The organism is Brucella sp. HL-2 (genome assembly GCF_025846885.2).
Taxonomy (GTDB): domain Bacteria; phylum Pseudomonadota; class Alphaproteobacteria; order Rhizobiales; family Rhizobiaceae; genus Brucella; species Brucella quorumnocens.
In genome coordinates this window covers 69181-96000 of the sequence record NZ_JAOYTK010000007.1, presented here as the reverse complement: position 1 = coordinate 96000, position 26820 = coordinate 69181, and the positions used below count along the sequence as shown (strand labels likewise).

The window sequence follows — 26820 nt, the reverse complement described above, 5'->3', positions numbered from 1 at the left end:
TCATACGATAGCGGCTCCACCTTTTTACTGGATATGAAATCATGACCGACACCTACGATTACATCGTGGTTGGCGCGGGCACGGCAGGGTGCGCGCTTGCGAACCGGCTTTCCGCAGATAAGAACCGTTCCGTGCTGTTGCTTGAAGCAGGCGGCAAAGACAATTACGCGTGGATTCATATCCCCGTCGGCTATCTTTATTGCATCGGCAATCCGCGCACCGACTGGTGTTTTACCACAGAAGCGGAAGCAGGCCTGAATGGACGCTCGCTCGGCTATCCGCGCGGCAAGGTGCTTGGTGGCTGCTCCTCCATCAATGGCATGATCTATATGCGCGGACAGGCGCGCGATTATGATCTGTGGCGACAGGCCGGTTGCGACGGCTGGGGCTGGGACGACGTGTTGCCCTTCTTCAAAAAGTCGGAAGACTATTTTGAAGGCGCAAACGAGCTGCATGGTGCGGGTGGCGAATGGCGTGTCGAAAGCGCCCGCCTGCACTGGGATATTCTGGATGCATTCCGTGATGCAGCGGTTGCTGCCGGAATTCCAGCAACCGACGATTTCAATCGCGGTGACAATGAAGGCGTGTCCTATTTCAAGGTCAACCAGAAGCGCGGCATTCGCTGGAATACGGCCAAAGCCTTTCTGCGTCCTGCCCTTGATCGCCCCAACCTGCGTGTTGAAACCGGTGCCCATGTTCGCCGCATCGAAATCGAAGCGTTGCGCGCAACCGGCGTCACTTTCGATCAGAATGGGACAACCCGAACCGTACAAGCAAAACGCGAGATTATTCTGGCAGCAGGTGCCGTCGGCTCGCCGCAGATATTGGAGCTGTCAGGGGTTGGGCGCGGTGATGTGCTGCAACAGGCAGGCATTCCGCTGAAACTCGAACGCCAGCAGATGGGCGAAAACTTGCAGGATCACCTGCAGCTGCGCTGCGCCTATAAAGTAACCGGCATTCCAACACTGAACGAAAAAGCCAGTAAACTTTCAGGCAAAGCAATGATCGGGCTGGAATATCTGCTTCGCCGCTCTGGCCCCATGTCGATGGCACCCAGCCAGCTCGGTGTTTTCACCCGCTCGGACTCATCCTATGAAACAGCCAATCTGCAATATCATGTGCAGCCATTGAGCCTTGAGAAATTCGGCGAAGCCGTCCACCCCTTCCCGGCCTTTACCGCATCGGTCTGTAATCTGCGTCCCGACAGCCGCGGTTCAATTCATATCAAGTCGCCCGATCATCGGATGCAACCGGCAATTCGGCCAAACTATCTCGCCACGGAGAGTGACCGCCGCGTTGCAGCCGACTCCATCCGCCTGACCCGCCACATCGTGGCGCAGGCACCTCTGCAGCAATATCGTCCGGAAGAATTCAAGCCCGGACCAAGCTATGAAACGCAGGAACAGCTTGAAAAGGCAGCAGGCGATATCGGCACCACGATTTTCCATCCGGTCGGCACCTGCCGAATGGGCGCTGATGCAGAAGCGATTGTCGATCCGCGTTTGAGGCTTAACGGCATTCAGGGATTGCGCGTGGCCGATGCCTCGATCATGCCCGGAATCACTTCAGGCAACACAAACTCACCCACTTTGATGATTGCCGAGAAGGCGGCTCAGATGAGCATTTCGGACAATCGTTAGAACCCGATTCCCGTGAGCCCGATGAGCGGAAATGGCAATCCGCTCACGCAGCTGTGAACGCAATTTTGCGATTGCTGAATCTCGTTAAACTGAAATAATTTTCCTTGTTTATTGCCGTGCAAACGGGAATTATCGGCATCAAGGTGGGCAGGGGGAGAAAGATCATCTAACATGATCGCTTTCCGGGACCGGCTCTCCAAAAAACTTTAGACAAGGAAAATAAGAATGTCGTCAGTCCTTTCCCGCTATTCGCTGACCCGCCGCGCGGGTCTGAAAGCTGCCCTCTTCACCGCTGCAGCTCTCACCGTTGGTTTTGCAAGCGCGCCAAGCCATGCAGAAGACAAGACCATCAAGGTCGGCATCATGGGCGGCGAAGATGAAGACGTCTGGAAAGTTGTTGCCGAAGAAGGCAAGAAACACGGCCTCATCATCGAGCGCGTGACCTTCAACGATTACAACCAGCCAAATGAAGCGCTGGAACGCAAGGAAATCGATGCCAACGCTTTCCAGCACAAGCCTTACCTTGACGAACAGATCAAGCAGCACGGCTACAAGATCAGCGTTGCAGGTTACACCGCTGTATGGCCAATCGGCATCTATTCGCGCAAGATCAAGAGTCTTGATGAACTGAAAGAAGGCGCAGTTGTCGGTGTGCCGAACGACCCATCGAACGAAGGCCGTGCGCTCCGCGTTCTTGAAGCCAGCGGTCTCATCAAGCTGAAGCCGGATGCAGGCATTCTCGCAACCCCAATCGACATTGTCGAAAACCCTAAGAAGATCGAAATCAAGGAACTCGACGCCGGTGTTGTCGGCCGCTCGATTGATGATCTCGATGTCGCCATCGTGAATAACGACTGGGCTGGCAAGGCTGGCCTCAAGAAGGAAGAAGCAATCGGTTGGGAATCGAAGGAAAACAACCCATACAACAACTTCATCGCGGTCCGCACCGATGATGAAAACGCTGAATGGGTCAAGAATCTCGTAGCCTCGTTCCAGAACGATGCTGTGAAGGCCGAACTCGACCGCGTTTACAAGGGAACAGGTATTCCAGCCTGGAACTAATCCCCTGTAGGAGATTGAAAGACCGCGCCGGAAAAAGCTTTTCCGGCGCGGCTTTTATTGACGTACGCAAAAAAATTGCCCAAAAGCATCCGCGATGGCTCACATATAATGCGGCATTGCCCATATGAGCCCCTTTGGCATCATTTTCATTGAAGCCTTACCGATTAGAAAGTCGCGGTTTTCCGCGGTGCAAGAAGCAGAAGATACGATCGTGACCACTCAACCGCAAACCGCCGCTTTAGCGCCCATCGTCGAAATGAAAGACGTGCGCCGAATGTTCGGTGAAACACCGGCCATCAACGGCGTTTCTCTTTCGGTTGCGCGCGGCGAAATTCTCGGCATCATTGGCCGCAGCGGCGCAGGTAAATCCACGCTGATCCGTTGCATCAATGGCCTTGAAAAACCCGATGCCGGTTCAATCAAGATCGAAGGCCGCGAAATTACGGCACTCACGGAAAACAGCCTGCAGCCGGTGCGTCGTCGCATCGGCATGGTTTTCCAGCACTTCAATCTGTTGTCTGCAAAAACCGTTGAGCAGAACATCGCTCTGCCGCTGAAGATCGCAGGGCAGCCGAAAGCCCAGCGCGTGAAGCGTGTTGCGGAACTGCTGGAGCTTGTCGGACTTTCCGATAAGGCAAAGCACTACCCAGCTCAGCTTTCGGGTGGCCAAAAGCAACGCGTCGGCATCGCACGCGCACTTGCTGCCGAACCCGCCGTTCTGCTGTCTGACGAAGCAACCTCAGCACTCGATCCTGAGACAACACAGTCGATTCTGGCGCTTCTTAAAGACATCAACACCAAGCTCGGCCTCACGATCCTGTTGATCACCCACGAAATGGATGTGATCCGTCGTATCGCCGATCGCGTAATTGTGCTTGATCACGGCGCAATTGCTGAAGAAGGTCCGGTCTGGAAGGTTTTTGCAAGGCCACAGGCGCCAGTCACGCAAAGTCTGTTGCACGTACTGACGCCGGAATTGCCTGCCTCGTGGCGTGAGCGGCTCGTCAGTGAAACAAGCGATCAGGCAGTCGTTAAAATCAGACTTTCTGGCCACGCGGCAAGAAGCGCCTTCTTCAACGATATCACGGCCGCAACAGGTCTTGAGACACGCCTTATTCACGGCGGCATGGATACAATTCAGGGTGAGCCCGTCGGCACTCTCTTCGTTGCCCTACCCGCGCTGGACAAGGCAAAACTCGACGCTGCCATCAGCTACATCAACACCCACGCAGACGCCATGGAGGTACTTGGTTATGTCTCAGGCGATGCTTGACCTTCTCTGGCGCTCTTTCTGGGAAACCATCATTATGACGGGCTTTTCGAGCCTGATCTCGCTGGTGGTTGGCCTGCCGCTTGCACTCATCATGATTCTGACCGAACGTGGTGGACTGGCGCAGAACCTGACGCTCAACACCATTCTGGGCGCTATCATCAACGGCTTCCGCTCGGTGCCATTTATCATCTTGCTGGTGGCCCTTATTCCAGTCACACGCTTTATCGTTGGCACGTCTATCGGCACCTGGGCTTCCATCGTGCCGCTGTCGATCGCTGCTATTCCCTATTATGCGCGTATTGCGGAAGTTTCGCTGCGCGAAGTGGACAACGGTCTTGTCGAAGCTGCACGCTCCATGGGGGCAAACCGCTGGACAATCGTTCGCGAAGTGCTGGTGCCTGAAGCACTGCCGGGTATCGTCGCAGGCTTCACGGTCACCATCATCACCCTTGTTGGTGCGTCAGCAATGGCTGGTGCAATCGGCGCAGGCGGCCTTGGCGATCTTGCAATCCGTTATGGTTATCAGCGCTTCGAAACTACCATCATGATCGCTGTTGTGATCATTCTGATCATCATGGTCTGTGGTGTTCAGTGGATCGGTGATCGTTTGGTCACCCGTCTCGACAAGCGCAATCTGCGTTCGAGAGCGTAGGGCACATCCAGCAAAAGTGGGAATCGGTTTTGCGTTCGGAAATGCGTAAAAACAAATAGTCACAGCGGTTCCAACGATTCAATATTAACTGGAACCGCTGTAACTGTCGCATGTTCGCGGGGGCTCAAATGAACCCATTTAGCTGCTACATGCTTTATCTTACCCGCTGGCGGAAACCGGCTTCCAGCGTATTGCCGTCTGGATCAAAGACCAGAGCCGCATAATATCCCATTTCTTCCGGCCCCTGATAAGCCGGCGCCCCGCTTTCACTGCCGCCGCCCTGAAGGGCCGCACGGTGAAATGCCTCTACATCGTCGCGACTGCTGGCATTGAACATGAGATGCAGGTGATTGCCCGGCTTGCCGCCAGGCTCGTCAGCGCCCGGCTTTGGGCCGCTATGTATCCATAGAAAGGGTACCGGCGCCCTCTCCCCGCCACTGACGAAGAAACCGCTGTCCGAATGGGCAATAACGGCCAGCCCAAGCTTGGGCATGCAGCTTTCATAAAAGGAAAGGCTGCGGCGAAGATTTCTGCTTTGAAAGCCGATGTGATCGAAGAGCGACATAGGGTTCATTATATGTCGGCTTTGAATAAAGGAAAGCGGCGCTCCCTATTTTGGAGACCGCCGCCCTTATTATTCCTAAAGCATGTTGCAGTTAAATGGATTCATTTGAGCTCCCGCGAACATGCGACAGTTAAAAGAATCTAGAGCGAACGCGCCATGGGTGCAATTAAGCGCGACACGCTCTAAGTCAAAGATCAGCCACGTGTACGCGCAAGGCCCGTCTTGGCTGGCTGATAGTTTGCATCAAGCTGAAGCGCGCGCGAATAAGAGTTGGCAGCCTTCGCCTTATCGCCACGCTGTTCATAAACCAGCGCCTGATTGGACCAGCTTTCAGCAATGTTTCCATCAAGGGTAATAGCCGTATTAAAATCGTCAAAAGCATTGTCGTAGTCGCCAAGGGCAACATAGGAAATGCCACGACCATTATAAGGCTCAGGCGCCGTCGAATTGAGCGAAATCGCTTTTGAGAAATCTTCAATTGCCTGTTGATGCTGGCCTTTAGCCTGATAGATCAGACCACGATTGTGATAAGCACGCCCATCGGTGGTCTGCAGTGCAATGGCCTGATTGAAATCACTCAGCGCCTGATCGAGACGGCCGGCCAGACGGTAGACATTGCCGCGGCCGACATAAGCCGCGTCATATTGCGGGTTTATCTGGATTGCGCGGCTGTAATCCTGCGCTGCCTTGCCGCTGTCGCCCATGTAACGATAGACCAGTCCGCGATTTGCATAAGCCTGATAGAAATTCGGATTAAGCGCGATAGCCTGCTCAAAATCGCGTAACGCATCCTTGTAGCGCCCAGCCTTACCATAGGCAGAGCCGCGTACATTGTAGGCTTCAGGATCGCGCGGGTTACTCTGGATGACGCTGGTGAGCGAACCGATATTCTCGCTCGAACCTTGCGCACGATCAACAGAAGTCAATGCGCTCGTGGAAGAACTCTGACATCCAGCAACAGCAAGTGCCAGAACTGCCGTGACCGCCAATAGGCTGTTTCGTGCAAAATGAGAGCTTGTTGATTTTCCGGCCATCACAACAAATTTCCCGGACGAATGCATCACCTTAAAGCGTTTTGGCAAAGACAGCGTTCCTTTCTGCTTGACCGGAGCGAAGGATCTAAAACCCTGAACGTCCGTCAACTTTGTCCCCGGCTGATACAACAGCCACAATACTATAATTGCTTCTATAGCACAGCAAAAGGCAGCAGAAAAACTGCGCCCTAAAACGCATCCGAAAACTGAAGACGTCCTTCGGAGAAGATACGCGTTAACTCAACTCAATAAAGCACGATCTGATGTTATCGGATCTTCGCTCCAGATGGATCAACGCCACAATAAAGGTCTGTATATGGCGGTCCGCTGACTAATAAAATCGGCATGTTTTATCTCGTGAAGCACACCAGAACTATGCTCCGACCGTCAGACATGCAAAAACCGGCGCAAGCCATAAGCCGCACCGGAAAGCAAAAAGGCGCCGCATAGGCAGCGCCAATTTCAGATCAATCAACGAGCAGCAGGACGACCGCCGCCGATGAGACCTTCACGCTGCGCGCGCTTGCGAGCCAGCTTGCGTGCGCGGCGAACGGCTTCAGCCTTTTCACGGGCGCGCTTTTCAGACGGCTTTTCATAGTGGCCACGCATCTTCATTTCGCGGAAGATACCTTCGCGCTGCATCTTTTTCTTGAGAGCGCGGAGAGCCTGATCAACATTGTTATCGCGGACGAGTACCTGCACGTGTAATCCCGTATCGGTTAGAATTTCGATTGAGCCTGAGGCATTAAGGGCGTCTCTTAACGAGTTCCAGCTAATCGAGTCAACCGGTAAACGCCCAAAGGCTCCCAAGCTTCGCAGCTTAAACGCTGCAAATTGGTGGTGGCTATTACCAGATAGCCCACCCCCTGTCCACCTCCAGATGCAACTTTGCCCACCGTTGCAGATAAATAATGGACTTATATCGATTTATAATGACTGACTGGTCCCGAATACGCTATCTGCCACCCAGTTTCGCACAATTCAGCCTCATTGCTCCACCATAGGAACAGTCAGGCAATTCACAGCCTTTTTTCCCTTTCGATTGATTCCTTCGCTTAAATTTCATGTCCCTACGCAAACGACTCGTTATTCAGTTTACAGGCTATGAAGGCCTGCATCCCAAAGCTGTGCGCATACGCCATGCACAGGCGCTGAAGGATTTTGATCGGTTATGGAAAGCCAAGACCAAGCTTTCACCCATAACCGATGAGCCAGATAATTGCGGAACGCTGATCGCGACGACGCAGGGCAACGGCTGGCAAACCGAGACGGAGTTCTGCCAGTTCGGTACTGCTGACATCTTCGATGACTATGCTGCCCGTTCCACACCGAAGCGTATGCTGACCGGCTTTCACGCCTTCATGAATATTTTCTTCACCGGCACCCTGTTTCGCTACTTGCTGACAAGCTGGCGCTTCGTGATGTTCTTCATGTGGCCGTTTCTATTGTCCATCGTCATTATAGCAATCGCGGCCCTGATTGCCTCTGCGCCCACGCTTGCAGGCTTCCCGTTGTGGAATCTCGTCTGGTCGCTGCCGCTGGCTGCTGTTATCGCGACATTGCTCGTGCGCTGGCCAGGCGACCGCTTCTTCATGTCCTATCTGTTGGATGACTGGTCGGCAGCCTATGACCGCATCTATTGCCGTAACGACAAGCTCAATGCACGTCGCCGAGCCTTTGCCGAAGCGCTCAAAACGAAGATCGAAGAAAGCAACGCTGACGAAGTGATTATCGTCGCCCACAGCCTCGGAACGGTTCCAGCTGTCGAAGCACTGGCGGATGTTCAGCGTGCGCGCCCTGATCTGCTTAAAAAACAGCCTGTATCGATGCTGGCCATTGGCTCATGCCTCCTGATGATCGCACTTCACCCAAAGGCACGTGGCTTGCGCGAAGATGTGCGTGTGGTGATGGAAGAAAGTCCGGTTCTTTGGTCAGAGTTTCAGGTATTGACGGATATCATCCACTTCTACGGTTCTGACCCCGCAAAAACACTCAAGATCAAGACAGCCAATCCGCCCCTGATCCACCGTATCCGCTTTAAGAATGTTCATAGCGAAAACCGCTACAAGCGCTCAAAGGGCAACTTCTTCCTCATGCATCTGCTTTATATGCGCGGTGCCGAGAAGAAGAACTTCTTTGACTTCGGCATGTTTCTGCACGGCCCGTTCTTTTTCCGCGAACTGATGACGACCTATAAAGACAAAGCCGCCCCGCTCGATGAAGAGGGACGGCTTATCAATCCGTAAAACGGAAAGCTGTTATGCTTGCGGCGGCTCAACCACGGCGATGGTGAGCCACGTGGCGGTCAGTGCTGGCTTCACCATATTCTCGACTTCGAGCGTCACATCGTAATGATTGACCACGCGGCCTGATGGACGGATATCGGCGTTAGCGAGCTTGAAGCGGGCACGCACACGCGCGCCGGTTTTCACTGGTGACATGAACCGGACTTTGTCGAAGCCATAATTGATGCCCATCGTGGCACCTTCCAGCATCGGCAGCGCTTCAAATGCCAGTGTCGAAAGCAGCGACAACGTCAGAAAGCCATGAGCAATCGTGCCGCCGAAAGGCGTTTCCTTGATTGCGCGCTCCGGATCAACATGAATGAACTGATGATCGTCCGTCGCATCCGCGAACTGATTAATCATCGCCTGTGTGACTTCACGCCACTCGGAGCATCCAATTTCCGTACCGATTGCTTCGCGCAACTGGTCGAGCGTAATTGCGTCTTTCATGCCATGAAACTTTCTGCTGAACTGATACTCTTTTGTTATCCATTAAAGCATTTGAGCCAAAAGTGCGAAGCGGTTTTGCGTGGGATAATGCGTAAAAACAAATAATTAGAGGGCTCCAACGATTCGATCTTAACTGGAACCGCTCTAATCACAAGACGGCAAGGTCGCCGATTAGGCAGCGACCAGTATTTCACGTGCAATATCATCCCAGTGCGAGAAAACGCGGTTTGCGCCCTTTGATGATAGCTTTTCGGTATGACCTTCATAAGTATGGCCACCGCCCGTATAACCAAAAGCAGTCATGCCAGCAGCAACAGCTCCCTCAATGCCAAAAGGCGAATCTTCGATCACCACGCAGCGCGCTGGATCAATGCCCATCTTGTCTGCGGCAAACAGGAAGAGATCCGGCGCAGGCTTGCCGCGCTTGACCATGCTGGAAGAATAGACCGCTTCTCCAAAATATTGGTTGATCCCCGTCTTCTCCAGACTGAATGCAATACGCTCCGGCTGCGAAGACGAGGCAACGCAACGCTTATGCGGCAGAACCTTAAGAAAATCTGCAATGCCCACGGCAGGCTGCAAGTGTTCGGCAAACAGGATTTTCGTCTCAGGCCAAAACTGACTGGTCGCCTCTTCCGGCAAACGATGACCCGTCAGATCGGCAATCATGTCCATAATATCTGCCTGCTTCATGCCAATCCCCTTGGCTACAGTGCCTTGCGGCAGTGCCATACCGTGATTGGCATAAACCTGCTCGAATGCACGGCAAGATAGTGGTTCGCTATCGACGAGCACGCCGTCGCAATCAAAGATAACGAGGTCGAAGGGGGATAGATTACTCATGAAGGCTCCGATGGAGTAGGTATGTGGAATGCGTATTTTGTCGCGCCGATTTGAGGTGCGCGCTTGCCACTGTTGATATAGAGACTGTTCGTCAATTGCGCATCTATAACAGTATAAGCGTGACAAAATTATCGCGGAATAGATAGTGAAAGCATTTGAGCCATCAGGACGTGAGCTTTTTGCGTCAGATAATGCGTAAAGACAAAAAGTGAGACGCGGTTCCAACGATTCAGTCTTAACTGGAGCCGCTTTAAAAAATTGCGGAGACTCTCATGACAACGAATGTGGCACTGGTTGGATTGGCGCGCGACCTTCAGGCACGCGCTGAAACAGGGAAACCAATCCGCATAGGTCTTATCGGTGCTGGCGAGATGGGCACCGATATTGTCACGCAAGTTGCCCGCATGCCTGGCATTGAAGTCGGCGCGCTATCTGCGCGACGCCTGCCTAACACTTTCAAAGCCGTGCGCACCGCTTATGGCGATGAAGACAACGCACAAGAAGCAAATACTGAGAGTGCCATGACCCGCGCCATTGAGGGCGGCAAGATTGCAGTTACTGGCGACAACGATCTGATTCTCACCAATCCGCTGATCGACGTCATTATCGATGCAACCGGCATTCCCGAAGTGGGTGCTGAAACCGGTATCAAGGCAATTGAAAACGGCAAGCATCTTGTGATGATGAATGTCGAAGCCGATGTCACCATCGGCCCTTATCTTAAAGCACAAGCAGATAAACACGGCGTGATTTATTCGCTGGGAGCAGGTGACGAACCTTCCTCCTGCATGGAACTGATCGAATTCGTCTCGGCGCTTGGCTACGAAGTCGTTTCCGCAGGCAAGGGCAAGAACAACCCGCTCAATTTTGATGCCATCCCTGACGACTATCAGGAAGAAGCCGACCGCCGGAACATGAATGTCCGCCTGCTGGTCGAATTCATTGATGGCTCAAAAACCATGGTCGAGATGGCAGCCATTGCCAATGCAACTGGCCTTGTTCCTGATATTGCCGGGATGCACGGACCGCGTGCAGCAATCGATCAGTTAAGCAGCACGCTTATCCCACAAGCCGATGGTGGCGTGCTGACAAAAAGCGGTGTTGTCGATTATTCCATCGGCAAAGGCGTTTCACCCGGCGTCTTTGTTGTGGCTAAGATGGACCACCCTCGCCTCAATGAGCGGCTGGAAGATCTGAAAATCGGTAAAGGCCCCTACTTCACCTTCCACCGCCCTTATCACCTTACGTCGCTTGAAGTGCCACTGACAGTCGCGCGCGCCGTTCTGTACGGCAAATCCGATATGGTGCCGTTGCCAAAGCCGGTAGCGGAAGTCTGCGCGGTCGCAAAGAAAGACTTGCAGCCGGGCGATCATCTCGATGCCATCGGTCAATATTGCTATCGTTCGTGGATCATGACGACACCGGAAGCACGCAGTGCCAAGGCCATTCCTTGCGGCTTGCTGCAAAACGGCACCGTCACTGCACCAATCAAAAAGGGTGAACTCATCACCTATGCCAACGCAGCACCACAGCCCGGCTCCAAGATTGCCGAGCTGCGTGCGTTGCAGGACAAGATGATCTACGGTTGATCGAAAATTACCAGCACAAACAAAAACGGCGGCTCGAAGCCGCCGTTTTTGTTTCTTGCCAGAACACCCCGGCCTTATGAGATTCGGGGAAATGGCGCGCCGAAAATGGTGGGGTTTGAGAACCGGAGCGGAGTGTACTTAAAGTACATGAGCACCGGAAGCGCAGAACCATGTCATTTGCAGGCCGCCAGAACCCGAATATCAAAGGCCTAGTGATCCAAAGCCTTCACAATACTCTCCACCATCTTCTTCGCGTCAGCAAAGAGCATCATGGTGTTGTCGCGGAAGAACAGCTCGTTTTCCACGCCCGCATAGCCTGAGCCCATGCCGCGCTTGATGAACAGAACCGTGCCAGCTTTGTCGACATCAAGGATCGGCATACCGAAAATCGGCGATTGCGGATCGGTCTTCGCTGCCGGATTGGTCACGTCATTCGCACCAATCACGAAGGCAACATCAGCCGTCGCAAATTCCGAATTGATGTCTTCAAGTTCGAACACTTCATCGTAAGGCACATTGGCTTCAGCCAGCAGCACGTTCATATGGCCAGGCATACGACCGGCAACAGGGTGGATTGCGTATTTCACTTCCACGCCTTCGGCCTTCAGCTTATCGGCCATTTCACGCAGCGCGTGCTGTGCCTGTGCTACCGCCATACCGTAACCCGGCACGATGATAACCTTCGATGCATTCTTCATGATGAAAGCCGCATCGTCAGCCGAGCCCTGCTTGACCGGGCGTTGTTCGACCTCGCCATTACCGCCGGCAGCAGACGTGTCGCCACCAAACCCGCCAAGAATAACCGAGATGAACGAACGGTTCATGCCCTTACACATGATGTAAGACAGGATCGCACCGGACGAACCAACCAGCGCACCAGTGATGATCAGCGCCAGATTGCCTAACGTAAAACCGATACCTGCCGCAGCCCAGCCCGAATAGGAGTTGAGCATGGAGACGACAACCGGCATATCCGCGCCGCCAATTGGCACGATGATCAACACACCGAAGACAAGCGATAGGACAACGATCAACCAGAATACGAAATGGCTTTCGGTGTTCACCAGAACGGCGATCAGCAAAACAATCGCAATTGCGAGTGCTGCATTGATCAGGTGGCGTCCGGGCAGCATGATCGGCTTGCCCGACATACGACCGTCGAGCTTAAGAAAGGCTATGATCGAGCCAGTAAAGGTAATCGCGCCAATGGCAACGCCAAGCGACATCTCAATCAGAGCCTGAGCGTGGATCTGGCCCACTTCACCAATGTCAAAGGAATGCGGCGAGTAAATCGCAGCAGCCGCAACGAGAACCGCCGCAAGGCCGATCAGTGAGTGAAAGGCCGCAACGAGCTGCGGCATCGCCGTCATGGCAATACGACGCGCAATCACCGCGCCAATACCGCCACCAATACCGATACCAAGAAGGATCAGGACCAGACCGCCGAAGCTTGGGCGGGCCAGCAACAATGTCGTAACAATAGCAATGGCCATACCAACCATGCCGAACGTGTTGCCCTGACGGCTGGTCGTGGGATGTGACAAACCACGCAGCGCCAGAATAAACAGCACGCCCGAGACGAGATAAAGAAAGGCTGCAACATTAATGCTCATGATGGTTCAGCCTCACTTTTCTTTTTTCTTGTACATGGCAAGCATGCGCTGGGTGACGAGGAAGCCACCAAAAATATTCACGCTCGCAAGAATCAACGCAATGAAGCCAAAGCCAGTGGCCCAGCCCGAAAGCGACAGGCCAACCGCAAGCAGTGCACCGACAACAATGACGGATGAAATAGCGTTGGTGACGGCCATAAGCGGGGTGTGGAGCGCAGGTGTCACCTGCCAGACGACGTAATATCCGACGAAGATCGACAGGATAAAGATCGCAAAGCGGAAAACAAACGGATCGACCACACCACCCGTTGCGGCATGTGCTGCAGCCGCCGCTGCATCCCCAAGACCAACGGTGTTTTCGGCTGCCTGTCTTACGGCATCTGCCGCTTGATTGAGGCTCTCGAGAGCTTTTTCAAGTGCTGTATCGGCCATTATGCCTCTCCTCCATCAGCGGAAGTTTTTGCGGCTTTTGCGGGAGCTTTTTTGGTTGTCTTGCGAGCAGGTTTTACAGCAGCAGGTGCCGCTTCTGCTTTCACAGCCGCTGGCTTTGTCTTGGGTGCTGCTTTCGGCTTTGCGACTGTTTCGGCCTCAACCACGGGGACCACGTCAACCTTGGCAAAAGCCGGATGCACGACCTTGCCCTGATGGGTAAGAAGCGTTGCCTTTACCAGCTCTTCTTCTGGATCGAGTTTGAGAAGCTTGGCTTCCTTGTCGACAAGTGTTTCAAGGAACGCATAAAGATTACGCGCATAAAGTTGCGAGGCAGTCGCTGCGATCCGGCCCGGTACATTGAGATGCCCGACGATCTTCACACCATTCACCTCGGCAACCTGACCAGCAATTGCACCCTCAACGTTGCCGCCGCGCTCAACCGCCAGATCGATCAGCACCGAACCCGGACGCATGGCCGCAACCATTTCCTTGGTCACAAGTCGCGGAGCCGGACGGCCGGGAATGAGTGCTGTGGTAATGACTATATCCTGCTTGGCAATATGGTCGGCAACGAGTGCAGCCTGTTTTGCCTGATATTCCTTCGACATTTCCTTGGCGTAACCGCCAGATGTTTCAGCCGCCTTGAACTCTTCATCCTCGACCGCGATGAATTTCGCACCAAGGGAAGCCACCTGCTCTTTGGCAGCCGGACGCACGTCGGTTGCGGTTACGACAGCACCAAGACGACGTGCGGTCGCAATAGCCTGCAAGCCTGCAACACCCGCACCCATGACAAAAACGCGCGCCGCAGGAACAGTGCCCGCTGCCGTCATCATCATCGGCATGGCGCGATCATAGGTTGAGGACGCGTCAATGACCGCCTGATAACCCGCGAGATTGGCCTGTGATGACAAAACGTCCATCACCTGCGCACGCGTAATACGTGGCATGAATTCCATGGTGAATGCGGAAATTCCAGCCTTGCCCAATGCTGCGACAGCATCTTCGTGACCATAAGGATCAAGCATCGCAAAGAGAGCCGCGCCCGATTTATATCCTTTGAGTTCCGCGTCATTTGGACGGCGTACTTTAAGGATCACATCTGCCGTTTTGGCATCTGTCGCAGTTCCTATACGCGCCCCGGCACCAGAAAATTCGGTATCGATGATACGCGATTTTTCGCCTGCGCCTTTTTCCACCACGACATCAAAGCCAAGAGCAATGAATTTCTTCACCGTCTCGGCGGATGCCGCAACGCGGGTCTCGTTGGGATCACTCTCTTTCGGAATGAATATAGTCTGGGCCAACTGGTTTCCCTTTCGTGGCTTGATCCGACCTTGCGGGCGGGCACAATTCAGAACCTCCGGGAAGAGGCTCCATCAAGGTTCATTCGAGGCGTTTCGACCTCATTGATTGAGATCGGCGGCCTCAACATTTTGTTCTCGCGCGCATCTTTTCCGAAAACCGTTTCACAATTTTCGAGATGCGCTCAAAGTAGACGACATGCATAAAGCCCCGGCACGGTGCGGGCGGCACCAATACCAAGGCATTCGATCAAATCGTACGGATTATTGCTGGTTTAAGTCCTTAGAGAAGGAACCAGGCAGCAACGCAGATAAGAAGGAAAAGAACGGTCGCGGAGAAGAAACCACCCGCGAAGAAGCCGAACGCCATGGCAGCCAGAAGCGCAACGAGTGCTACTGTGCCCCATTTAAATACGATCGTGAAACCCGCATAAGTTTTCTCATGCTCAGGATAATCCATCGACGCGCCAAGTTCAGCTGGGGCTGTATTGTGATGTTCTGCCATGTTTAGTTCCACCCATTGAGATATTTTGACTATTCTTAGCCAGAATATCCGCAATCTTCAACGCGCATGCAACCTTTACCGGAGTTAGCCTCTGGCTTTCCTACCCGGCTGTTTGTCGCAGCGCCCCTCCATTCCGCAAGTGGCCGCTTAGTGCGGCTCCTCCACCTAACTAGCGGCAATTTTCAAAAAGTGCTACATCTAAATATTTAGAGCAACTTTCAAAAAGATTTAAAAGATCAGTCGTAAGGATCGTGCGTTTGCACATTTTCCGCATCAATTGATGTTACACACCCAGACCGGTATATTTGGCGGTCGGCAAGATGGTCAGCGGTCCCACGCCATTTACAAGATTGCCAAACATGGCGCGACGTTCATGCGGCTGCGACTTGAAAAAAGGAAATCGAACAGCAACCGCGTCACGAATATTGCGGATAGGCGCGGCACCGAGGCCAACCCTGATCCCATAACCTTCATGCTCACGCGCTTCAGCCATAACCGTTGTACCAAAAATGCGCTTGTAGAACGCCATATGCTCTGGCTTGACTGAAGCAAGACATTGATCAGCTTCGAAATATTCGGAAGCCATCGCGGCAATGCGAAGCGTGACATAAGGAATGGCCGGATATTCGCTCAGCAGCTCAGGATCTGCTGCAAATCGTGTGGGATCGACAAAGCTCATGCCGCTGTTCAGCAACGGATCAAGAATATCAGGAAAAAGTGCGTAGCTTGTGCCGCGACGATGATCTGGCGTGATGTGGTGAACTCGCAACGTACTGACCAACTGCCCATCAATGTGGATACCATAGACAAAGGCATGGCTATCGCGATCAATGTCATCGACGATTGATGGCACTTCCGCTTCATGCATCACATTGCGTGTACGATAGGATCGATAGCGCAACCGACCGATCTCTTCGAGATCTTCCGCTTGAACAACACGACGATATTCTACCCGATCCAGAAACTGCAAGAGCTGCCGCGCGAAATTGGATAGCGGCGGTTGCCCGCCGGAGACAGCTTCATTGGTCATTCAAATTGTATCCGCACCCATCAAATCAGCGCGCAGAATAAGATGCTTTATGAGCGTGTAAAGGTATAACTTGGAGTTTTTCTCACACGTCGGTGAAAGATAAACTTCTTACCCAGCAAAGTGACGCTATCGTGAGGCCTAACTTGTGACATGGGGACGGTGAATAGCTGCCTGTAGCGCACCCCAAAAAGTGTGAAACGGTTTTCGGACCAAGATGCGCGTTAAAATGTGTAGAGCGTCGACCTGATAATCAGATCGACGCTCTACACAGCCATTCACCTTGTCCTTGATCAAAGCTAGAACATGTCTCCCAAAAGTGGGAACCGGTTTTGGGAGACATACGTAAAAACAAATAGTGAGACGCATTTCTAACGATTCATCTTAAACAGGAAATGCTCTAGATCGCGTTGGCCAAAGATTGAAACATGTTGATTGTTTCTTCTTTCACTGCCTGACCATCGACATTGAAATTTGCATAAGCCGACGTTTTAACGATCACCACGCGTTTGGCGGGATTAACGTAGATGAATTGCCCGTAAATCCCCACGCCACAAAAGTCGCCTTGAGGCTCTGCGGGAATCCACCACTGATAGCCGTAGCCATAAGCCGTCTTTCCCGAGGGCATTTCCCGTCCAGGCATCAAGTATGGCTCATCAGGCGTTACGGAATCATGGACCCACTGGGCAGGCACAATCTGCTCACCGCGATAATTGCGCCCTTCATTCATGTAGAGCAGCCCAAAGCGGGCATAGTCGCGAAGAACAGCATTCAAGCCACCCGCAGCGACAACCTCGCCTTTTGAATCAGCCAGCCAGTATGCGTCAGCTTCTGCTCCGAGCTTTGACCAAAGCCTATCGCCGAAATATTGCTGAATCGGCACGCCCGTCGCCCCTTCGAGAACCAGAGCCAGAACCTGCGTATCAGCAGAAACATATTGATTGACGGTTCCCTGTGGCACAGCATTTTTCAAATGAGCGGTGAAATCAACAACCGAGCCTGTCAGCATCTGCACGATGTAACGCACAATATCTGAATTCAGATCGCCGTAATTCTCGTTGAAGCCGATACCTGACGACATTTGCAGAACGTTTTTGACAGTAACGCCCTTATAGCCACCCTCTTTGAGCACCGGCGCATAATGATCGACCGTCTCGTCCAGCTTGATCTGTCCATCATGAACAGCATTGCCGATCAGAAAGGAAACAAAGGATTTTGAAAGAGACATCGCAATGGATTGCGTTTTCTCGGTGTTACCGCGCGCATATTCTTCATGGACGATCACGCCGTCTTTGAGAACGATAAATCCTGTCGTATCTGTCCGGCCGAGAAAATCAGAAAGTTTGCGCGTTTCGCCTTTGTAGACATAAGTCTCGGGCAATGCCCGCTCGGCTTTTGGCAGAGGACTAACATCATTCGTATGTGGGATGCGGATTGACGAGTAGCGCTTGTAAAGATTGCGAAAATTCTCATCAATCACATCGGGCTTAAACACCTGAGCATACTCATACACCGCCCAATACTCATGTATTTTTTTCCAAAAGAATGCCGCTCCAATACCTAGAACAATTATAATGCATATAAATACATATAATAGATAACGTAAAAACCGCTTCATTCCTTCCCCTTTATTAAATTTTACTTATAAGTAATTAGCGAATTAAATGCGCCATTCAATGACAGATGAATATCTTCATCTTTATTGCTTTAAAGAAAATAGCTAAAATTTGCCAATATGAAATAGGGTACATCGCCGATAGACGGTTCATTTTACAGGATCGAGCACTTGCTTATGCAATCACTACTGCATCAGCCCAAAAAACCGTTGAGGTTTTTGGAAAGCACGATGCTTAGTAAATAAAGTAATGCGACTTTTGTGCGCCCAAGACGGCGCACAGCGCTCTATCCGACGAAACTGCGCCCACTTTCATGAGGCACGACTGCCTTGGCCGAAGAGGATCTAATTTCTACCGCAGGAACAGGTTTACCTAAGAGATAACCCTGCACCAGATCAGCACCCGCTGCCACACGTATTAGTGCCAGTTGCTCTTCCGTTTCAACGCCCTCAACCGTAACGGCAAGCCCAAGCTCATGCGAAAGCTGGGTCACACCTCGTAACAACATCAGCGAACGGCGGTCAGTGGTAATGTCATGCACAAAAGACCGATCAACCTTGACCTTGGTCAACGGCAAACTGTTGAGATAGCTGAGGCTTGAATAGCCGGTGCCGAAATCATCCAGTGCAATATTGATCCCTGCATTCTTAAGACGCTGGAGAACCAGCGAGGTCTGGTTACGGTCTGCGATGATCGCACTTTCCGTCACTTCGACCTCAAGCTGCCTGGCTGGAAGTCCTGATTTCTGCAGTGCATTGGCAATGTCACGGGTGATATCACTGTTCTTCAAATCGATAGCCGACAGATTGACAGAAACCCCAATCCGGTCACCCCATGTGCTGCAGTCTAAGCAAGCTTGCTCGAGCATAAATCGCGTGATCTGCGAAATGATACCTATTTCTTCTGCAAGTGGAATGAATTCCGCCGGAGGCACATGCCCAAGCTCCGAGTGCTCCCAACGTGCCAGTGCTTCATAGGCCACGACGCGTAGTGACTGCGCGCTGACAATCGGCTGATAAACAACCTTGATCTCGCGATTTTCAATAGCCAAACGCAGATCAGCCTTCAATTTCTGCCGTCCGCGATATTTGGTATCCATGGCACTCACAAAAAGCGCCCATTGCTTACCTTCTTCGCCCTTGGCTTCATACAGCGCCAAATCAGCATTCATATGCATGCTGCCGACGTCGCTTTTCTCAATCGTCTCGGTAGCGACACCAGCACTGATTTCAATATGAACCTGATCGCCGTTAAGATCATAAACGCCGCTTGCAACCGAAATGACGTGGTCCATGACGGAAGCCACTTCATCTTCGCCGCGAAGATTGAAAACAAAAATAACGAACTCGTCACCACCAAATCGCGAGGCAACATAACGTTGCGGGTCAAGAGAATTGAGCCGCTCTGCAAAAAGCCGCAGGAATACGTCGCCAACATGATGTCCAAGCGTATCGTTGACATGCTTGAAATGGTTGATGTCGATGACGATCAGCGCCGCAAGTGTATCGGGCTCCTGATGTGCACGAAGAGAACGCACCATCGTTTCGAAGTAAGTACGGTTCGGCAGCCCGGTCAAACCGTCAAAACGAGCCATATGCTGAATGCGCGCTTCGGATTCGACCCTCTGCGTCACATCTTCAAACATCAGCACCACACCCGCATTGGATGTCTGATTACCGATACATTCAATATAGCGATTATCCGCCAGTTGCAGAATGTCGCGCGCTTTGCGTCCCGACAATAAGTCCTGCATGCGGGTACGAATATTGATCAGATCATTATGCGGAAACAGGCCCTGCTTGGCGCAATAACGTAACAACACCTCCAACCTGCGACCACGCAATTTGGTGTGCTCGGCGATCTTTAGCAACGCCTTGGTCTTGTGATTGATAACGGCAATGCGCTGCTGCGCATCGAACATCAGCAGTCCTTGCGGCATATTGTTCAGCGCCGCATCGAAACGTCCAGCCACGATGGACAATCGCCGCTTGCCCATCACCGCTGCGAAAAGGAATTCGCGAAGGCCGTTGGCCATCTGGATATTGGACAGAAAATAAGGGATCAGCAGCAAGCCAATGACGACATGAAACGGCGTTCCCGCGAGGATCAAGCCAGCCAGAACCGGAATAAGCGTGCAAGCCGACATCAAGATCACGGCTTTTGCCGACGCATAATTGCGCCCAACAATTGATACAACCGATGCTAGCAAAATGGTCAGGCTTGCGAGTTCAGCGAAGGAATCCCGTAACACGTAGCTCGAGAAAAAGCAGAGCATTCCAAGCGTTGCGCAAACCAAGGAGGCACCGACCAGATAGCGGGCTTCCCATTTATCCAAATCCGCATGGGACAGGCTGCCAAGCTTCGCCTGATCAAATTTATGCATGTCATAGAGGCGACCGAGCGCCACAACCGTAAAAAAGCTGGCAAATCCCAGAAAGTGCCAGTCAGCCGTTTTTACATAGATGACGACACACGCCACAACGTGGGCGAGCAAACCAAACCATAAAGTTGTGCGATTGCCGTAAAGCGCACGCAGAAACGATAGCCGCACATCGGCAGGTATCTCAGGTTGAAGGCTTCGCCACATCTCGTTGATTGTACCCCTTTCATAGGGGGTAATATGCCACCAATCACTTAAAAATACCTTTCGTAAAACTAAACCACAAGCTGTTATTACAACTACCATAAGATGTAATCAGATTATTATTAAGCAAACAACGATCGGTACAACCTGGACGCAATAATACAACTCTAAGATCTCATGGCGCAGCTTTCAGTTTATTTGCAACACGCCGAAACCCATGCGCTGCGCAGGATCTATCGACTATTATAAAGTTAAAAGCCACCGTAACGACACGCAAAGACTGAATACAATGCCAAACCGGGCACTTCTTTTAGTGAAAAACTCAGTTCATAGATCAAATTGCGGAGAAACCACCGGAAGATCGTCGCGAGACGTCAAATATGATGGCCACCATCAACAGTAATCACAGACCCGGTCATGTAACGGCTCGCATCTGACGCCAGCATTAGGACAACGCCATCTAGATCCTGCATTTCTCCGAGACGCCGCATTGGATTGCGTCCCTTGAAATATCCGCCGGCAGGACCGGACAGCTGGCTTTCATTGATTCGCGTCGGAAACCAGCCCGGGGCGATGGCATTGACCCGGATATCGTGCGATGCCCACTCAAGCGCCAGCGCACGCGTCATTTGTGTTACACAGGCCTTGGACATCGCATAGGCAGCCGTTCCCTTCTGAGGGCGCTCAGCAAGAATACTTGTCGTATTTACGATGGCGCCACTTTGGCTGCGCTCGATCATCCGGCGTGCCACTTCCTGCGCGGTAAAAAAAGAGCCCCCAACATTCACGTCGAAGATATGCTCAAGCATGTCGCGGGTTGTATCAAGTGCACGTGCCACGTGGGCGACACCTGCATTGTTAAACAACACGTTGATTGGTCCCAGACGCTGTTCCGCATCATCGAATGCGGTTTTGATTTCATCGGGATTGGTCACATCTGCCATCAGTTCCAGCACTTCTCCACCTGAGGGGCAGAGTATTGCGCCTTCATGACTGCGTGATATCGAGATAACACGCGCACCATGGCGCGCTAACACGCGCACCATATGCAAACCCAAACCGGAAGAGCCTCCGGTCACGGCAATCACTTTGCCTGCGACAGAGAAAGTCTGATCGTCAGCCATTTATCCCCCCGACTGCCAATTTCCTTTATATATTTAGAGCAACATCACGTTTATGTGAACCCAATAACCACCTGAAAACTCGCTCGGTTAATAGAGTACACAGAACGTAGCGATATGTTGCGAAGCTGTGATCAGCTTCACGATTGCACGGGTCGGTACAGCGCTTTACATATGCACAAACAACATCCCTTTGCTGGATTGCAATCAACCATGCCCAAATCTATTCGCCCTCTTATTGCTGTGCCCACAGACGTAAAGCCGTTTGAAAATTACACTTGGCACGCAGCACCCGAGCAATATCTCGCAGCTGCAATTGATGTCGCAGAGGTCACGCCTCTTCTTGTTCCAAGCTTCGGCGAGAAAATGGATACCGACACGATTTTAGATGGCGTGGATGGTCTGCTCGTCACTGGTTCAAAATCGAACGTCAATCCAAAACTATACGGCGTGGAACCGAGCGCGGCCTTTGAGCCATATGATAATGCGCGCGACGCAACATCGCTGCCACTGATCCGCGCAGCCATTGAAAAGGGCGTCCCGGTCTTAGCGATTTGCCGAGGCCTGCAGGAATTAAATGTCGCCTTGGGCGGCACGCTGGCCACCGAAATTCAGGAACTCGAAGGACGGATGGATCACCGTGCGCCAGTATCTGACAGTCAGGCCGAACGCTTCGCAATTCAGCATCCGGTGAAAATCGCACCAAATTCCTGTCTGGCTGAAATTTTGAAATCCGATAGTGTGAAGGTCAATTCCGTTCACCGTCAGGCAATCGACAGACTGGCTCCGGAACTTGAAATTGAAGCAATGGCAGAGGATGGTACGGTCGAAGCTGTTTCCGTGAAAAACGCCAAAGGTTTCATCGTAGGCGTACAGTGGCACCCGGAATATTGGGTAAAGACTGACGGCCCGTCACAGAAAATCTTCAAAGCCTTTGGCGAAGCGGTGCGCCAACACAAGGCCCAGCGCACAGCCTGAAATCAGAGCGCCAGTTTCAATGAATGAGACTGGCGCTTTATCTTACTTGTTCTTAACGTGAATGGTTTCAGGCACGGGCGTTAGTGCTTCCCCCTTGTCGAACCATGAAATCAGGTTGTCGATCACAAGATCGGCCATGCCCTGACGGGTTTTCTCGGATGCAGAACCAATATGCGGCAGCAATACCGTATTAGGCGCATCAAGCAGCGCCTGTGGCACATTGGGTTCATCGGCGAAGACATCAAGTCCAGCGGCAGCAATCGTGCCATTCGTCAAAGCCGCTGCAAGCGCACCTTCATCAACGACCGAACCACGACCGATATTGACTAGAACACCTTCTGAACCGAGCGCCTTCAGCACTTCTGTGTTGACTGCCTTGGCAGTCTCAGCGCCACCCGGCGCGACCAGAATGAGTGTATCAACCGCTTGGGCGAGCTCAAGCAGGCTTGGATAATAATCGTAAGCCACATCATCAGCCTTGCGACGATTGTGATAGGCAATCGGCAGACCGAAGGCTTCAACGCGATGTGCGACAGCCTTGCCAATACGTCCAAGCCCAAAAATACCGACCTTACGGCCCCGCAGCGATAGTTTGGAAAGCGGGTAACGGCCTTCCTTCACCCAGTTTCCCGCGCGGAGAAACTCCTGCGACTTTGACAACTCGCGAACAGTGTCGATTAGCAGACCGATCGTCGTATCGGCAACTTCTTCGGTCAGCACATCCGGCGTATTCGTGACCATGACATTCTTGGTCGCGGCATGCTTTGCATCGACTGCGTCATAACCGACGCCGAAATTGCCAATGATCTCGAGGTTTGGCAATGCGTCGATCAATAAGGCATTGACCGTCGACATGCTTGCTACACCTTTGACGTCTTCCGCCCAGCTTGCATCGACCAGTGTTGCATCCCCCTTAGGAATGCGTTTGACCTTGAACTCCCCCGAGAGCCTCTGCACGGCATAATCGTTGAAATTACCGAGCACCAGAATGGTCGCTTCACGTTGGGTCATGGCAGCTTCCTTAAGTTCAAGCAGAATTCATCGGACCAGAGAACCTAGCCCGGTTATGGGAAAATCAGGCGTGTTTCGGTTTTGAAGTGGACTGCCGGATATGCAATTCCGGTTTGATGAGTTCCTGGTTCGACGAAACTTCAACCCCGTTCAGCTGATCAAGAAGCGCACGCGCAGCACGGCGGCCGACTTCACGCTGGCCATTCCAGACCGTTGTGAGTGCAGGCGTTGCTATCGCCGCTTCTTCGAGATCATCATAACCCGTGACAGAAATATCTTCACCCGGCACGAGGCCTGCACGTGAAATACCGTTCATCAGACCGATAGCGGTCAAATCGTTCCAGCACACAGCCGCTGTCGGCTTATCTTTCAATGCGAGAAATTGCGGCGCAACTTCAAAGCCGCCCTGCTTAGTACGTGGACCCGAAATGCGCCATTCCGGGTTCACTTCAAATCCGGCCTTATCCATAGCCTGCACATAACCACGATAACGATCGCGGCCAGTCGAGGTCTGGTCCGTACCGCCGATCATGGCAATGCGTGTGTGGCCCAGCGAGATAAGATGGTTGGTCGCAAGCCCGATACCATAGGCATCGTCGCCGCGGAAAACCGGCGCATGAACACCTTCGACGCTACGTGCGATCAACACGACCGGCAGACCATTATCTTCCGCGAGCTGAATATCTTCCGGCGGCGTGCCAATGGCTGGTGACATGATCACACCATCCGCACCAAGCTGCAGCAGCGTATCCATAAAGGTGCGCTGCTTTTCCAGCTGGTCGTAATGGTTGGAAAGAATAAAGGTCTGGCGCGAACGATCAAGTTCCGTTTCAATCGACCGCAAAATTTCGGCGAAGAACGGATTCATGATGTCATGCACAACAACGCCTACGATCCCGGAACGGGATGTCCGCAGGCTCGCCGCCCTCCGGTTATAGATATAACCGATGGTTCGGGCATGTTCCTTGATTTTTTCACGCGTCTGGTCGGCGACAAGCGGACTGTCGCGCAATGCCAGCGAAACGGTGGCCGTCGAAACACCAAGCGCGTCTGCGATGGTCGAAAGCTTGATTTTCTGAGCCAAGTCGCCTCCCCGAAATGGTCTTGCCACAGTCGAAACAGGATGGCATCGGCCAGACAATCAGAGGAGCGGCCATCCCATCTTGCAGATGGTTATGCCATTGCAATCATTGAATTGAAAGTTTTTTCAGCGCGGCTTAGCGACCATGCACTTATTCCACATCATCGTCATCAACAACTTCCTTGTCCAACTCGTCGGTAAGGCGTGCTGCACCGCGCGCGACCAGGTTGCTTTCCATGCGCCCAAGCATCTTCAGAAAAGCCTTGCGTTCCTTCTTGTCGAGGCCTTTCAGCATGTCTTTTTCAGTCTTGCGAATGGCCTTCTCAATGACCTTGATTGCTTCGAGCCCCTGCGGTGTCAGATAGACATGTGACTGGCGCTGGTCCGTTTCCGAAGCGCGCTTGACGACAAAACCCTGACTTTGCAGGCGCGTGATGGTTTTGGTGATAGTCGGAGGGCGCACCCCCAACCGCTGAGCCAGCACACCCGGAGGCAGGCCATCTTCTGAGGCGAGCTGCAGCATAACCGCATCCTGACCAGCATAGAGCCCAAGCTCCAGAAGACGTGTTGCCAACACTGTACGCGTCAGACGCGCTACAGATTGCAGCCGGTACAGCATGACCGCCTTATTGTCCTTACTCATCGCCACCTCGCCCTTGTTGCGACTTTAGTTTGTCGCTGGATCGACATTGTCACACATATTTATAAAGTAAAATATTGTCCGACTTATGAAATAACAAACATCTATCCAGTAAATATGACTGTAATTATCAATTTGGTGAAAATCGTATGACGCTACAGCATAATTCCTTAAACTTGAATCAGTTTAAGGAATTATGCTGTAAATATAAAGTGTTAGAGTGACCTTTGTGCGCCCAAGAAGGCGAACGGCGCTCTAGCAATGCCTACACACTCTTTTGCTATGTGCGATTTTGACTATCCCACCTCGATGAAACTCTTCTTGGTCTAACAAAGTAAGGGCTTAGAGCATGTCTCCCAAAAGTGGGAACCGATTTTGGAATGAAGACATACGTAAAAACAAATAGATAGAGCATTTTTAACGATTCGTCTTAAACAAGAAATGCTCTAGGTTGCGGTCGTAGTCCACTGGCGTTAGGCTTTGCATTTAGAGCGCATCCCGAAAAGTGGGGACCGGCTTTCGGTCAAATGCGCATCAAGACAATATTTTAGAGCACCAATCTGATTCAATCAGATCGAACCGTGCACTAATTGAAATAGGATGAGGGAAACATGACAAACCTGCGCGACCAGAACAGTGACATGATCGTCGTCCTGCCACTTGGCGCTCACGAACAACATGGCCCCCACCTGCCATTTGAAACAGATACAATCATCGCAGAAGGCATCGTCGCGCGTGTAAACGAAGCCCTGCCAGCTAATATGAATGTCAACTTTCTGCCTGCCCAACCCATTGGCTATTCCATTGAGCACATGGATACAGAAGGCACCCAGAGCCTCGCATTTTCAGAAGCCGTCAATCAATGGATCGGCATGGGTGAAAACCTTCATGCCGGCGGCATCCGCAAACTGGTGATGCTCAATGCCCACGGCGGCAACGCGCCGCTGATGACCATTGTCGCAACCGAACTGCGCACACGCCTCGACATGCTGGCCGTGGCCACAAGCTGGACCCGTTTCGGTCTGCCGGAGGGGTTAATTACACCGGAAGAAAAATCGCTCGATATTCATGGCGGCTTTATCGAAACATCGGTGATGCTGGCCCTGCGACCTGATCTCGTCGACATGTCAAAAGCCGGAAGCTTTTCCAATGCGCAATCGGAATTCGCGAAACAATTCAAACATTTACGTGCCTATGGTCCGCATGCTTTCGGCTGGAAAATGCATGATTTGAATGCGGAAGGCGTTGCGGGGAATGCAAGTGCTGCCACAGCAGAAGCTGGCGAAAAAATCCTCACGCACGCCGTGGCAGGCTTTATCGAGCTTCTCCGCGATGTAGATCAGTTTGATCTGGCACGCTTTGCACCCAAGCAATTGGCGAGAACGTGATTGGTCCCCATGTAATAATATAGCATTGCATATAGCATTCACGAGTGCCTTCCCTTATATGAATAACCCGATCTGAAGCCTTGATGGCGCATGTTTGTGCGCGCACCAAAAGGCAGCAACTTCAAGA

At 52.3% G+C, this 26820-nt stretch carries 24 protein-coding genes; 8 read left to right on the top strand and 16 right to left on the bottom strand.

The features are described from left to right. The first annotated feature begins 41 nt into the window (after window positions 1-41). From OIV19_RS11285 to OIV19_RS11270, 4 genes are all read left to right on the top strand, one after another. Window positions 42-1640, top strand: coding sequence for a GMC family oxidoreductase N-terminal domain-containing protein (locus OIV19_RS11285; RefSeq protein WP_264231684.1), 1599 nt, complete (start codon window positions 42-44; stop codon window positions 1638-1640). Window positions 1641-1865: 225 nt separating this feature from the next. Continuing rightward, window positions 1866-2702, top strand: a complete 837-nt coding sequence (locus tag OIV19_RS11280; protein WP_095447214.1) for a MetQ/NlpA family ABC transporter substrate-binding protein — start codon at window positions 1866-1868, stop codon at window positions 2700-2702. Window positions 2703-2958: 256 nt separating this feature from the next. Then, window positions 2959-3975: a methionine ABC transporter ATP-binding protein gene (locus OIV19_RS11275; RefSeq protein ID WP_264231708.1), complete on the top strand. Its 1017-nt coding sequence runs from the start codon at window positions 2959-2961 to the stop codon at window positions 3973-3975. Continuing rightward, complete coding sequence (locus OIV19_RS11270; RefSeq protein ID WP_264231683.1) at window positions 3956-4627, top strand: methionine ABC transporter permease; 672 nt, start codon at window positions 3956-3958, stop codon at window positions 4625-4627. The genes OIV19_RS11275 and OIV19_RS11270 overlap by 20 nt, the downstream gene beginning before the upstream one ends. 154 nt (window positions 4628-4781) lie before the next feature. Here OIV19_RS11270 and OIV19_RS11265 read toward each other — a convergent pair whose 3' ends face one another. The 3 genes from OIV19_RS11265 to rpsU form a co-directional block, all read right to left on the bottom strand. Next, entirely contained in the window at window positions 4782-5192 is a 411-nt protein-coding gene (locus OIV19_RS11265) for a VOC family protein (protein WP_095447960.1), read from the bottom strand. A gap of 194 nt (window positions 5193-5386) precedes the next feature. After that, window positions 5387-6226 carry a tetratricopeptide repeat protein gene (locus OIV19_RS11260; protein ID WP_235901847.1) on the bottom strand — a complete coding sequence of 280 codons (840 nt, stop codon included), beginning with the start codon at window positions 6224-6226 and terminating at the stop codon, window positions 5387-5389. Window positions 6227-6697: 471 nt separating this feature from the next. Next, window positions 6698-6928 carry a 30S ribosomal protein S21 gene (gene rpsU, locus OIV19_RS11255; RefSeq protein WP_024899289.1) on the bottom strand — a complete coding sequence of 77 codons (231 nt, stop codon included), beginning with the start codon at window positions 6926-6928 and terminating at the stop codon, window positions 6698-6700. Between the two features lie 362 nt (window positions 6929-7290). On the opposite strand from rpsU, the gene OIV19_RS11250 reads away from it, so the two are divergent. Further along, window positions 7291-8472: an alpha/beta hydrolase gene (locus OIV19_RS11250; protein ID WP_264231682.1), complete on the top strand. Its 1182-nt coding sequence runs from the start codon at window positions 7291-7293 to the stop codon at window positions 8470-8472. 12 nt (window positions 8473-8484) lie between these two features. Here OIV19_RS11250 and OIV19_RS11245 read toward each other — a convergent pair whose 3' ends face one another. Then, the gene (locus tag OIV19_RS11245; RefSeq protein ID WP_095447217.1) at window positions 8485-8961 is read right to left on the bottom strand and encodes a MaoC family dehydratase; all 477 of its coding nucleotides are present in this window, start codon (window positions 8959-8961) and stop codon (window positions 8485-8487) included. Between the two features lie 171 nt (window positions 8962-9132). Next, entirely contained in the window at window positions 9133-9804 is a 672-nt protein-coding gene (locus OIV19_RS11240) for an HAD family hydrolase (protein WP_095447218.1), read from the bottom strand. A gap of 272 nt (window positions 9805-10076) precedes the next feature. Here OIV19_RS11240 and OIV19_RS11235 point away from each other — a divergent pair, with 272 nt between their 5' ends. Beyond that, window positions 10077-11393, top strand: coding sequence for a 1-deoxy-D-ribulose 5-phosphate reductoisomerase (locus OIV19_RS11235; RefSeq protein ID WP_095447219.1), 1317 nt, complete (start codon window positions 10077-10079; stop codon window positions 11391-11393). Window positions 11394-11602: 209 nt separating this feature from the next. Here OIV19_RS11235 and OIV19_RS11230 read toward each other — a convergent pair whose 3' ends face one another. The 8 genes from OIV19_RS11230 to OIV19_RS11195 form a co-directional block, all read right to left on the bottom strand. After that, on the bottom strand, window positions 11603-13006 hold the full coding sequence (locus tag OIV19_RS11230; protein WP_095447220.1) for an NAD(P)(+) transhydrogenase (Re/Si-specific) subunit beta: 1404 nt from the start codon (window positions 13004-13006) through the stop codon (window positions 11603-11605). Window positions 13007-13018: 12 nt separating this feature from the next. Then, window positions 13019-13438 carry an NAD(P) transhydrogenase subunit alpha part 2 gene (locus OIV19_RS11225; protein WP_264231681.1) on the bottom strand — a complete coding sequence of 140 codons (420 nt, stop codon included), beginning with the start codon at window positions 13436-13438 and terminating at the stop codon, window positions 13019-13021. Next, complete coding sequence (locus OIV19_RS11220) at window positions 13438-14745, bottom strand: Re/Si-specific NAD(P)(+) transhydrogenase subunit alpha (protein ID WP_264231680.1); 1308 nt, start codon at window positions 14743-14745, stop codon at window positions 13438-13440. Before OIV19_RS11220 ends, OIV19_RS11225 begins: the two co-directional genes overlap by 1 nt. 280 nt (window positions 14746-15025) lie before the next feature. Further along, window positions 15026-15247 carry an aa3-type cytochrome c oxidase subunit IV gene (locus OIV19_RS11215; RefSeq protein WP_024899281.1) on the bottom strand — a complete coding sequence of 74 codons (222 nt, stop codon included), beginning with the start codon at window positions 15245-15247 and terminating at the stop codon, window positions 15026-15028. A 283-nt stretch (window positions 15248-15530) separates the two neighbouring features. Next, the gene (locus OIV19_RS11210; RefSeq protein ID WP_095447223.1) at window positions 15531-16277 is read right to left on the bottom strand and encodes an N-acyl amino acid synthase FeeM domain-containing protein; all 747 of its coding nucleotides are present in this window, start codon (window positions 16275-16277) and stop codon (window positions 15531-15533) included. Window positions 16278-16674: 397 nt separating this feature from the next. After that, on the bottom strand, window positions 16675-17892 hold the full coding sequence (locus OIV19_RS11205; RefSeq protein ID WP_264231679.1) for a serine hydrolase domain-containing protein: 1218 nt from the start codon (window positions 17890-17892) through the stop codon (window positions 16675-16677). A 284-nt stretch (window positions 17893-18176) separates the two neighbouring features. Further along, on the bottom strand, window positions 18177-20477 hold the full coding sequence (locus OIV19_RS11200) for a putative bifunctional diguanylate cyclase/phosphodiesterase (protein ID WP_191793561.1): 2301 nt from the start codon (window positions 20475-20477) through the stop codon (window positions 18177-18179). 371 nt (window positions 20478-20848) lie between these two features. Next, window positions 20849-21598, bottom strand: a complete 750-nt coding sequence (locus tag OIV19_RS11195; protein ID WP_095447228.1) for an SDR family NAD(P)-dependent oxidoreductase — start codon at window positions 21596-21598, stop codon at window positions 20849-20851. A 210-nt stretch (window positions 21599-21808) separates the two neighbouring features. Here OIV19_RS11195 and OIV19_RS11190 point away from each other — a divergent pair, with 210 nt between their 5' ends. Then, window positions 21809-22573 (top strand): gamma-glutamyl-gamma-aminobutyrate hydrolase family protein, encoded by a 765-nt coding sequence (locus OIV19_RS11190; protein ID WP_095447229.1) that lies wholly within the window; start codon window positions 21809-21811, stop codon window positions 22571-22573. A 42-nt stretch (window positions 22574-22615) separates the two neighbouring features. On the opposite strand, the gene OIV19_RS11185 is transcribed toward OIV19_RS11190, so the two are convergent. From OIV19_RS11185 to OIV19_RS11175, 3 genes are all read right to left on the bottom strand, one after another. After that, a complete protein-coding gene (locus OIV19_RS11185) occupies window positions 22616-23584 on the bottom strand; it encodes a 2-hydroxyacid dehydrogenase (RefSeq protein ID WP_264231678.1) in 969 nt (322 codons plus the stop codon). A 64-nt stretch (window positions 23585-23648) separates the two neighbouring features. Next, the gene (locus OIV19_RS11180; protein WP_095447231.1) at window positions 23649-24668 is read right to left on the bottom strand and encodes a LacI family DNA-binding transcriptional regulator; all 1020 of its coding nucleotides are present in this window, start codon (window positions 24666-24668) and stop codon (window positions 23649-23651) included. Window positions 24669-24816: 148 nt separating this feature from the next. Next, the gene (locus tag OIV19_RS11175) at window positions 24817-25308 is read right to left on the bottom strand and encodes a MarR family winged helix-turn-helix transcriptional regulator (protein WP_095447232.1); all 492 of its coding nucleotides are present in this window, start codon (window positions 25306-25308) and stop codon (window positions 24817-24819) included. Between the two features lie 608 nt (window positions 25309-25916). Here OIV19_RS11175 and OIV19_RS11170 point away from each other — a divergent pair. After that, a complete protein-coding gene (locus OIV19_RS11170) occupies window positions 25917-26693 on the top strand; it encodes a creatininase family protein (protein WP_264231677.1) in 777 nt (258 codons plus the stop codon). Window positions 26694-26820 lie beyond the last annotated feature (127 nt).

Coding starts and splice junctions, on each gene's coding strand:
- OIV19_RS11275 (WP_264231708.1), top strand. CDS start 2,959: ATGAAAGACGTGCGCCGAATGTTCGGTGAAACACCGGCCATCAACGGC.
- OIV19_RS11260 (WP_235901847.1), bottom strand. CDS start 6,226: ATGGCCGGAAAATCAACAAGCTCTCATTTTGCACGAAACAGCCTATTG.
- OIV19_RS11250 (WP_264231682.1), top strand. CDS start 7,291: ATGTCCCTACGCAAACGACTCGTTATTCAGTTTACAGGCTATGAAGGC.
- OIV19_RS11285 (WP_264231684.1), top strand. CDS start 42: ATGACCGACACCTACGATTACATCGTGGTTGGCGCGGGCACGGCAGGG.
- OIV19_RS11205 (WP_264231679.1), bottom strand. CDS start 17,892: ATGAAGCGGTTTTTACGTTATCTATTATATGTATTTATATGCATTATA.
- OIV19_RS11215 (WP_024899281.1), bottom strand. CDS start 15,247: ATGGCAGAACATCACAATACAGCCCCAGCTGAACTTGGCGCGTCGATG.
- OIV19_RS11170 (WP_264231677.1), top strand. CDS start 25,917: ATGACAAACCTGCGCGACCAGAACAGTGACATGATCGTCGTCCTGCCA.
- OIV19_RS11185 (WP_264231678.1), bottom strand. CDS start 23,584: ATGACCCAACGTGAAGCGACCATTCTGGTGCTCGGTAATTTCAACGAT.
- OIV19_RS11230 (WP_095447220.1), bottom strand. CDS start 13,006: ATGAGCATTAATGTTGCAGCCTTTCTTTATCTCGTCTCGGGCGTGCTG.
- OIV19_RS11280 (WP_095447214.1), top strand. CDS start 1,866: ATGTCGTCAGTCCTTTCCCGCTATTCGCTGACCCGCCGCGCGGGTCTG.
- OIV19_RS11235 (WP_095447219.1), top strand. CDS start 10,077: ATGACAACGAATGTGGCACTGGTTGGATTGGCGCGCGACCTTCAGGCA.
- OIV19_RS11240 (WP_095447218.1), bottom strand. CDS start 9,804: ATGAGTAATCTATCCCCCTTCGACCTCGTTATCTTTGATTGCGACGGC.
- OIV19_RS11175 (WP_095447232.1), bottom strand. CDS start 25,308: ATGAGTAAGGACAATAAGGCGGTCATGCTGTACCGGCTGCAATCTGTA.
- OIV19_RS11225 (WP_264231681.1), bottom strand. CDS start 13,438: ATGGCCGATACAGCACTTGAAAAAGCTCTCGAGAGCCTCAATCAAGCG.
- OIV19_RS11245 (WP_095447217.1), bottom strand. CDS start 8,961: ATGAAAGACGCAATTACGCTCGACCAGTTGCGCGAAGCAATCGGTACG.
- OIV19_RS11270 (WP_264231683.1), top strand. CDS start 3,956: ATGTCTCAGGCGATGCTTGACCTTCTCTGGCGCTCTTTCTGGGAAACC.
- OIV19_RS11210 (WP_095447223.1), bottom strand. CDS start 16,277: ATGACCAATGAAGCTGTCTCCGGCGGGCAACCGCCGCTATCCAATTTC.
- OIV19_RS11190 (WP_095447229.1), top strand. CDS start 21,809: ATGCCCAAATCTATTCGCCCTCTTATTGCTGTGCCCACAGACGTAAAG.
- OIV19_RS11200 (WP_191793561.1), bottom strand. CDS start 20,477: ATGTGGCGAAGCCTTCAACCTGAGATACCTGCCGATGTGCGGCTATCG.
- OIV19_RS11265 (WP_095447960.1), bottom strand. CDS start 5,192: ATGTCGCTCTTCGATCACATCGGCTTTCAAAGCAGAAATCTTCGCCGC.
- OIV19_RS11195 (WP_095447228.1), bottom strand. CDS start 21,598: ATGGCTGACGATCAGACTTTCTCTGTCGCAGGCAAAGTGATTGCCGTG.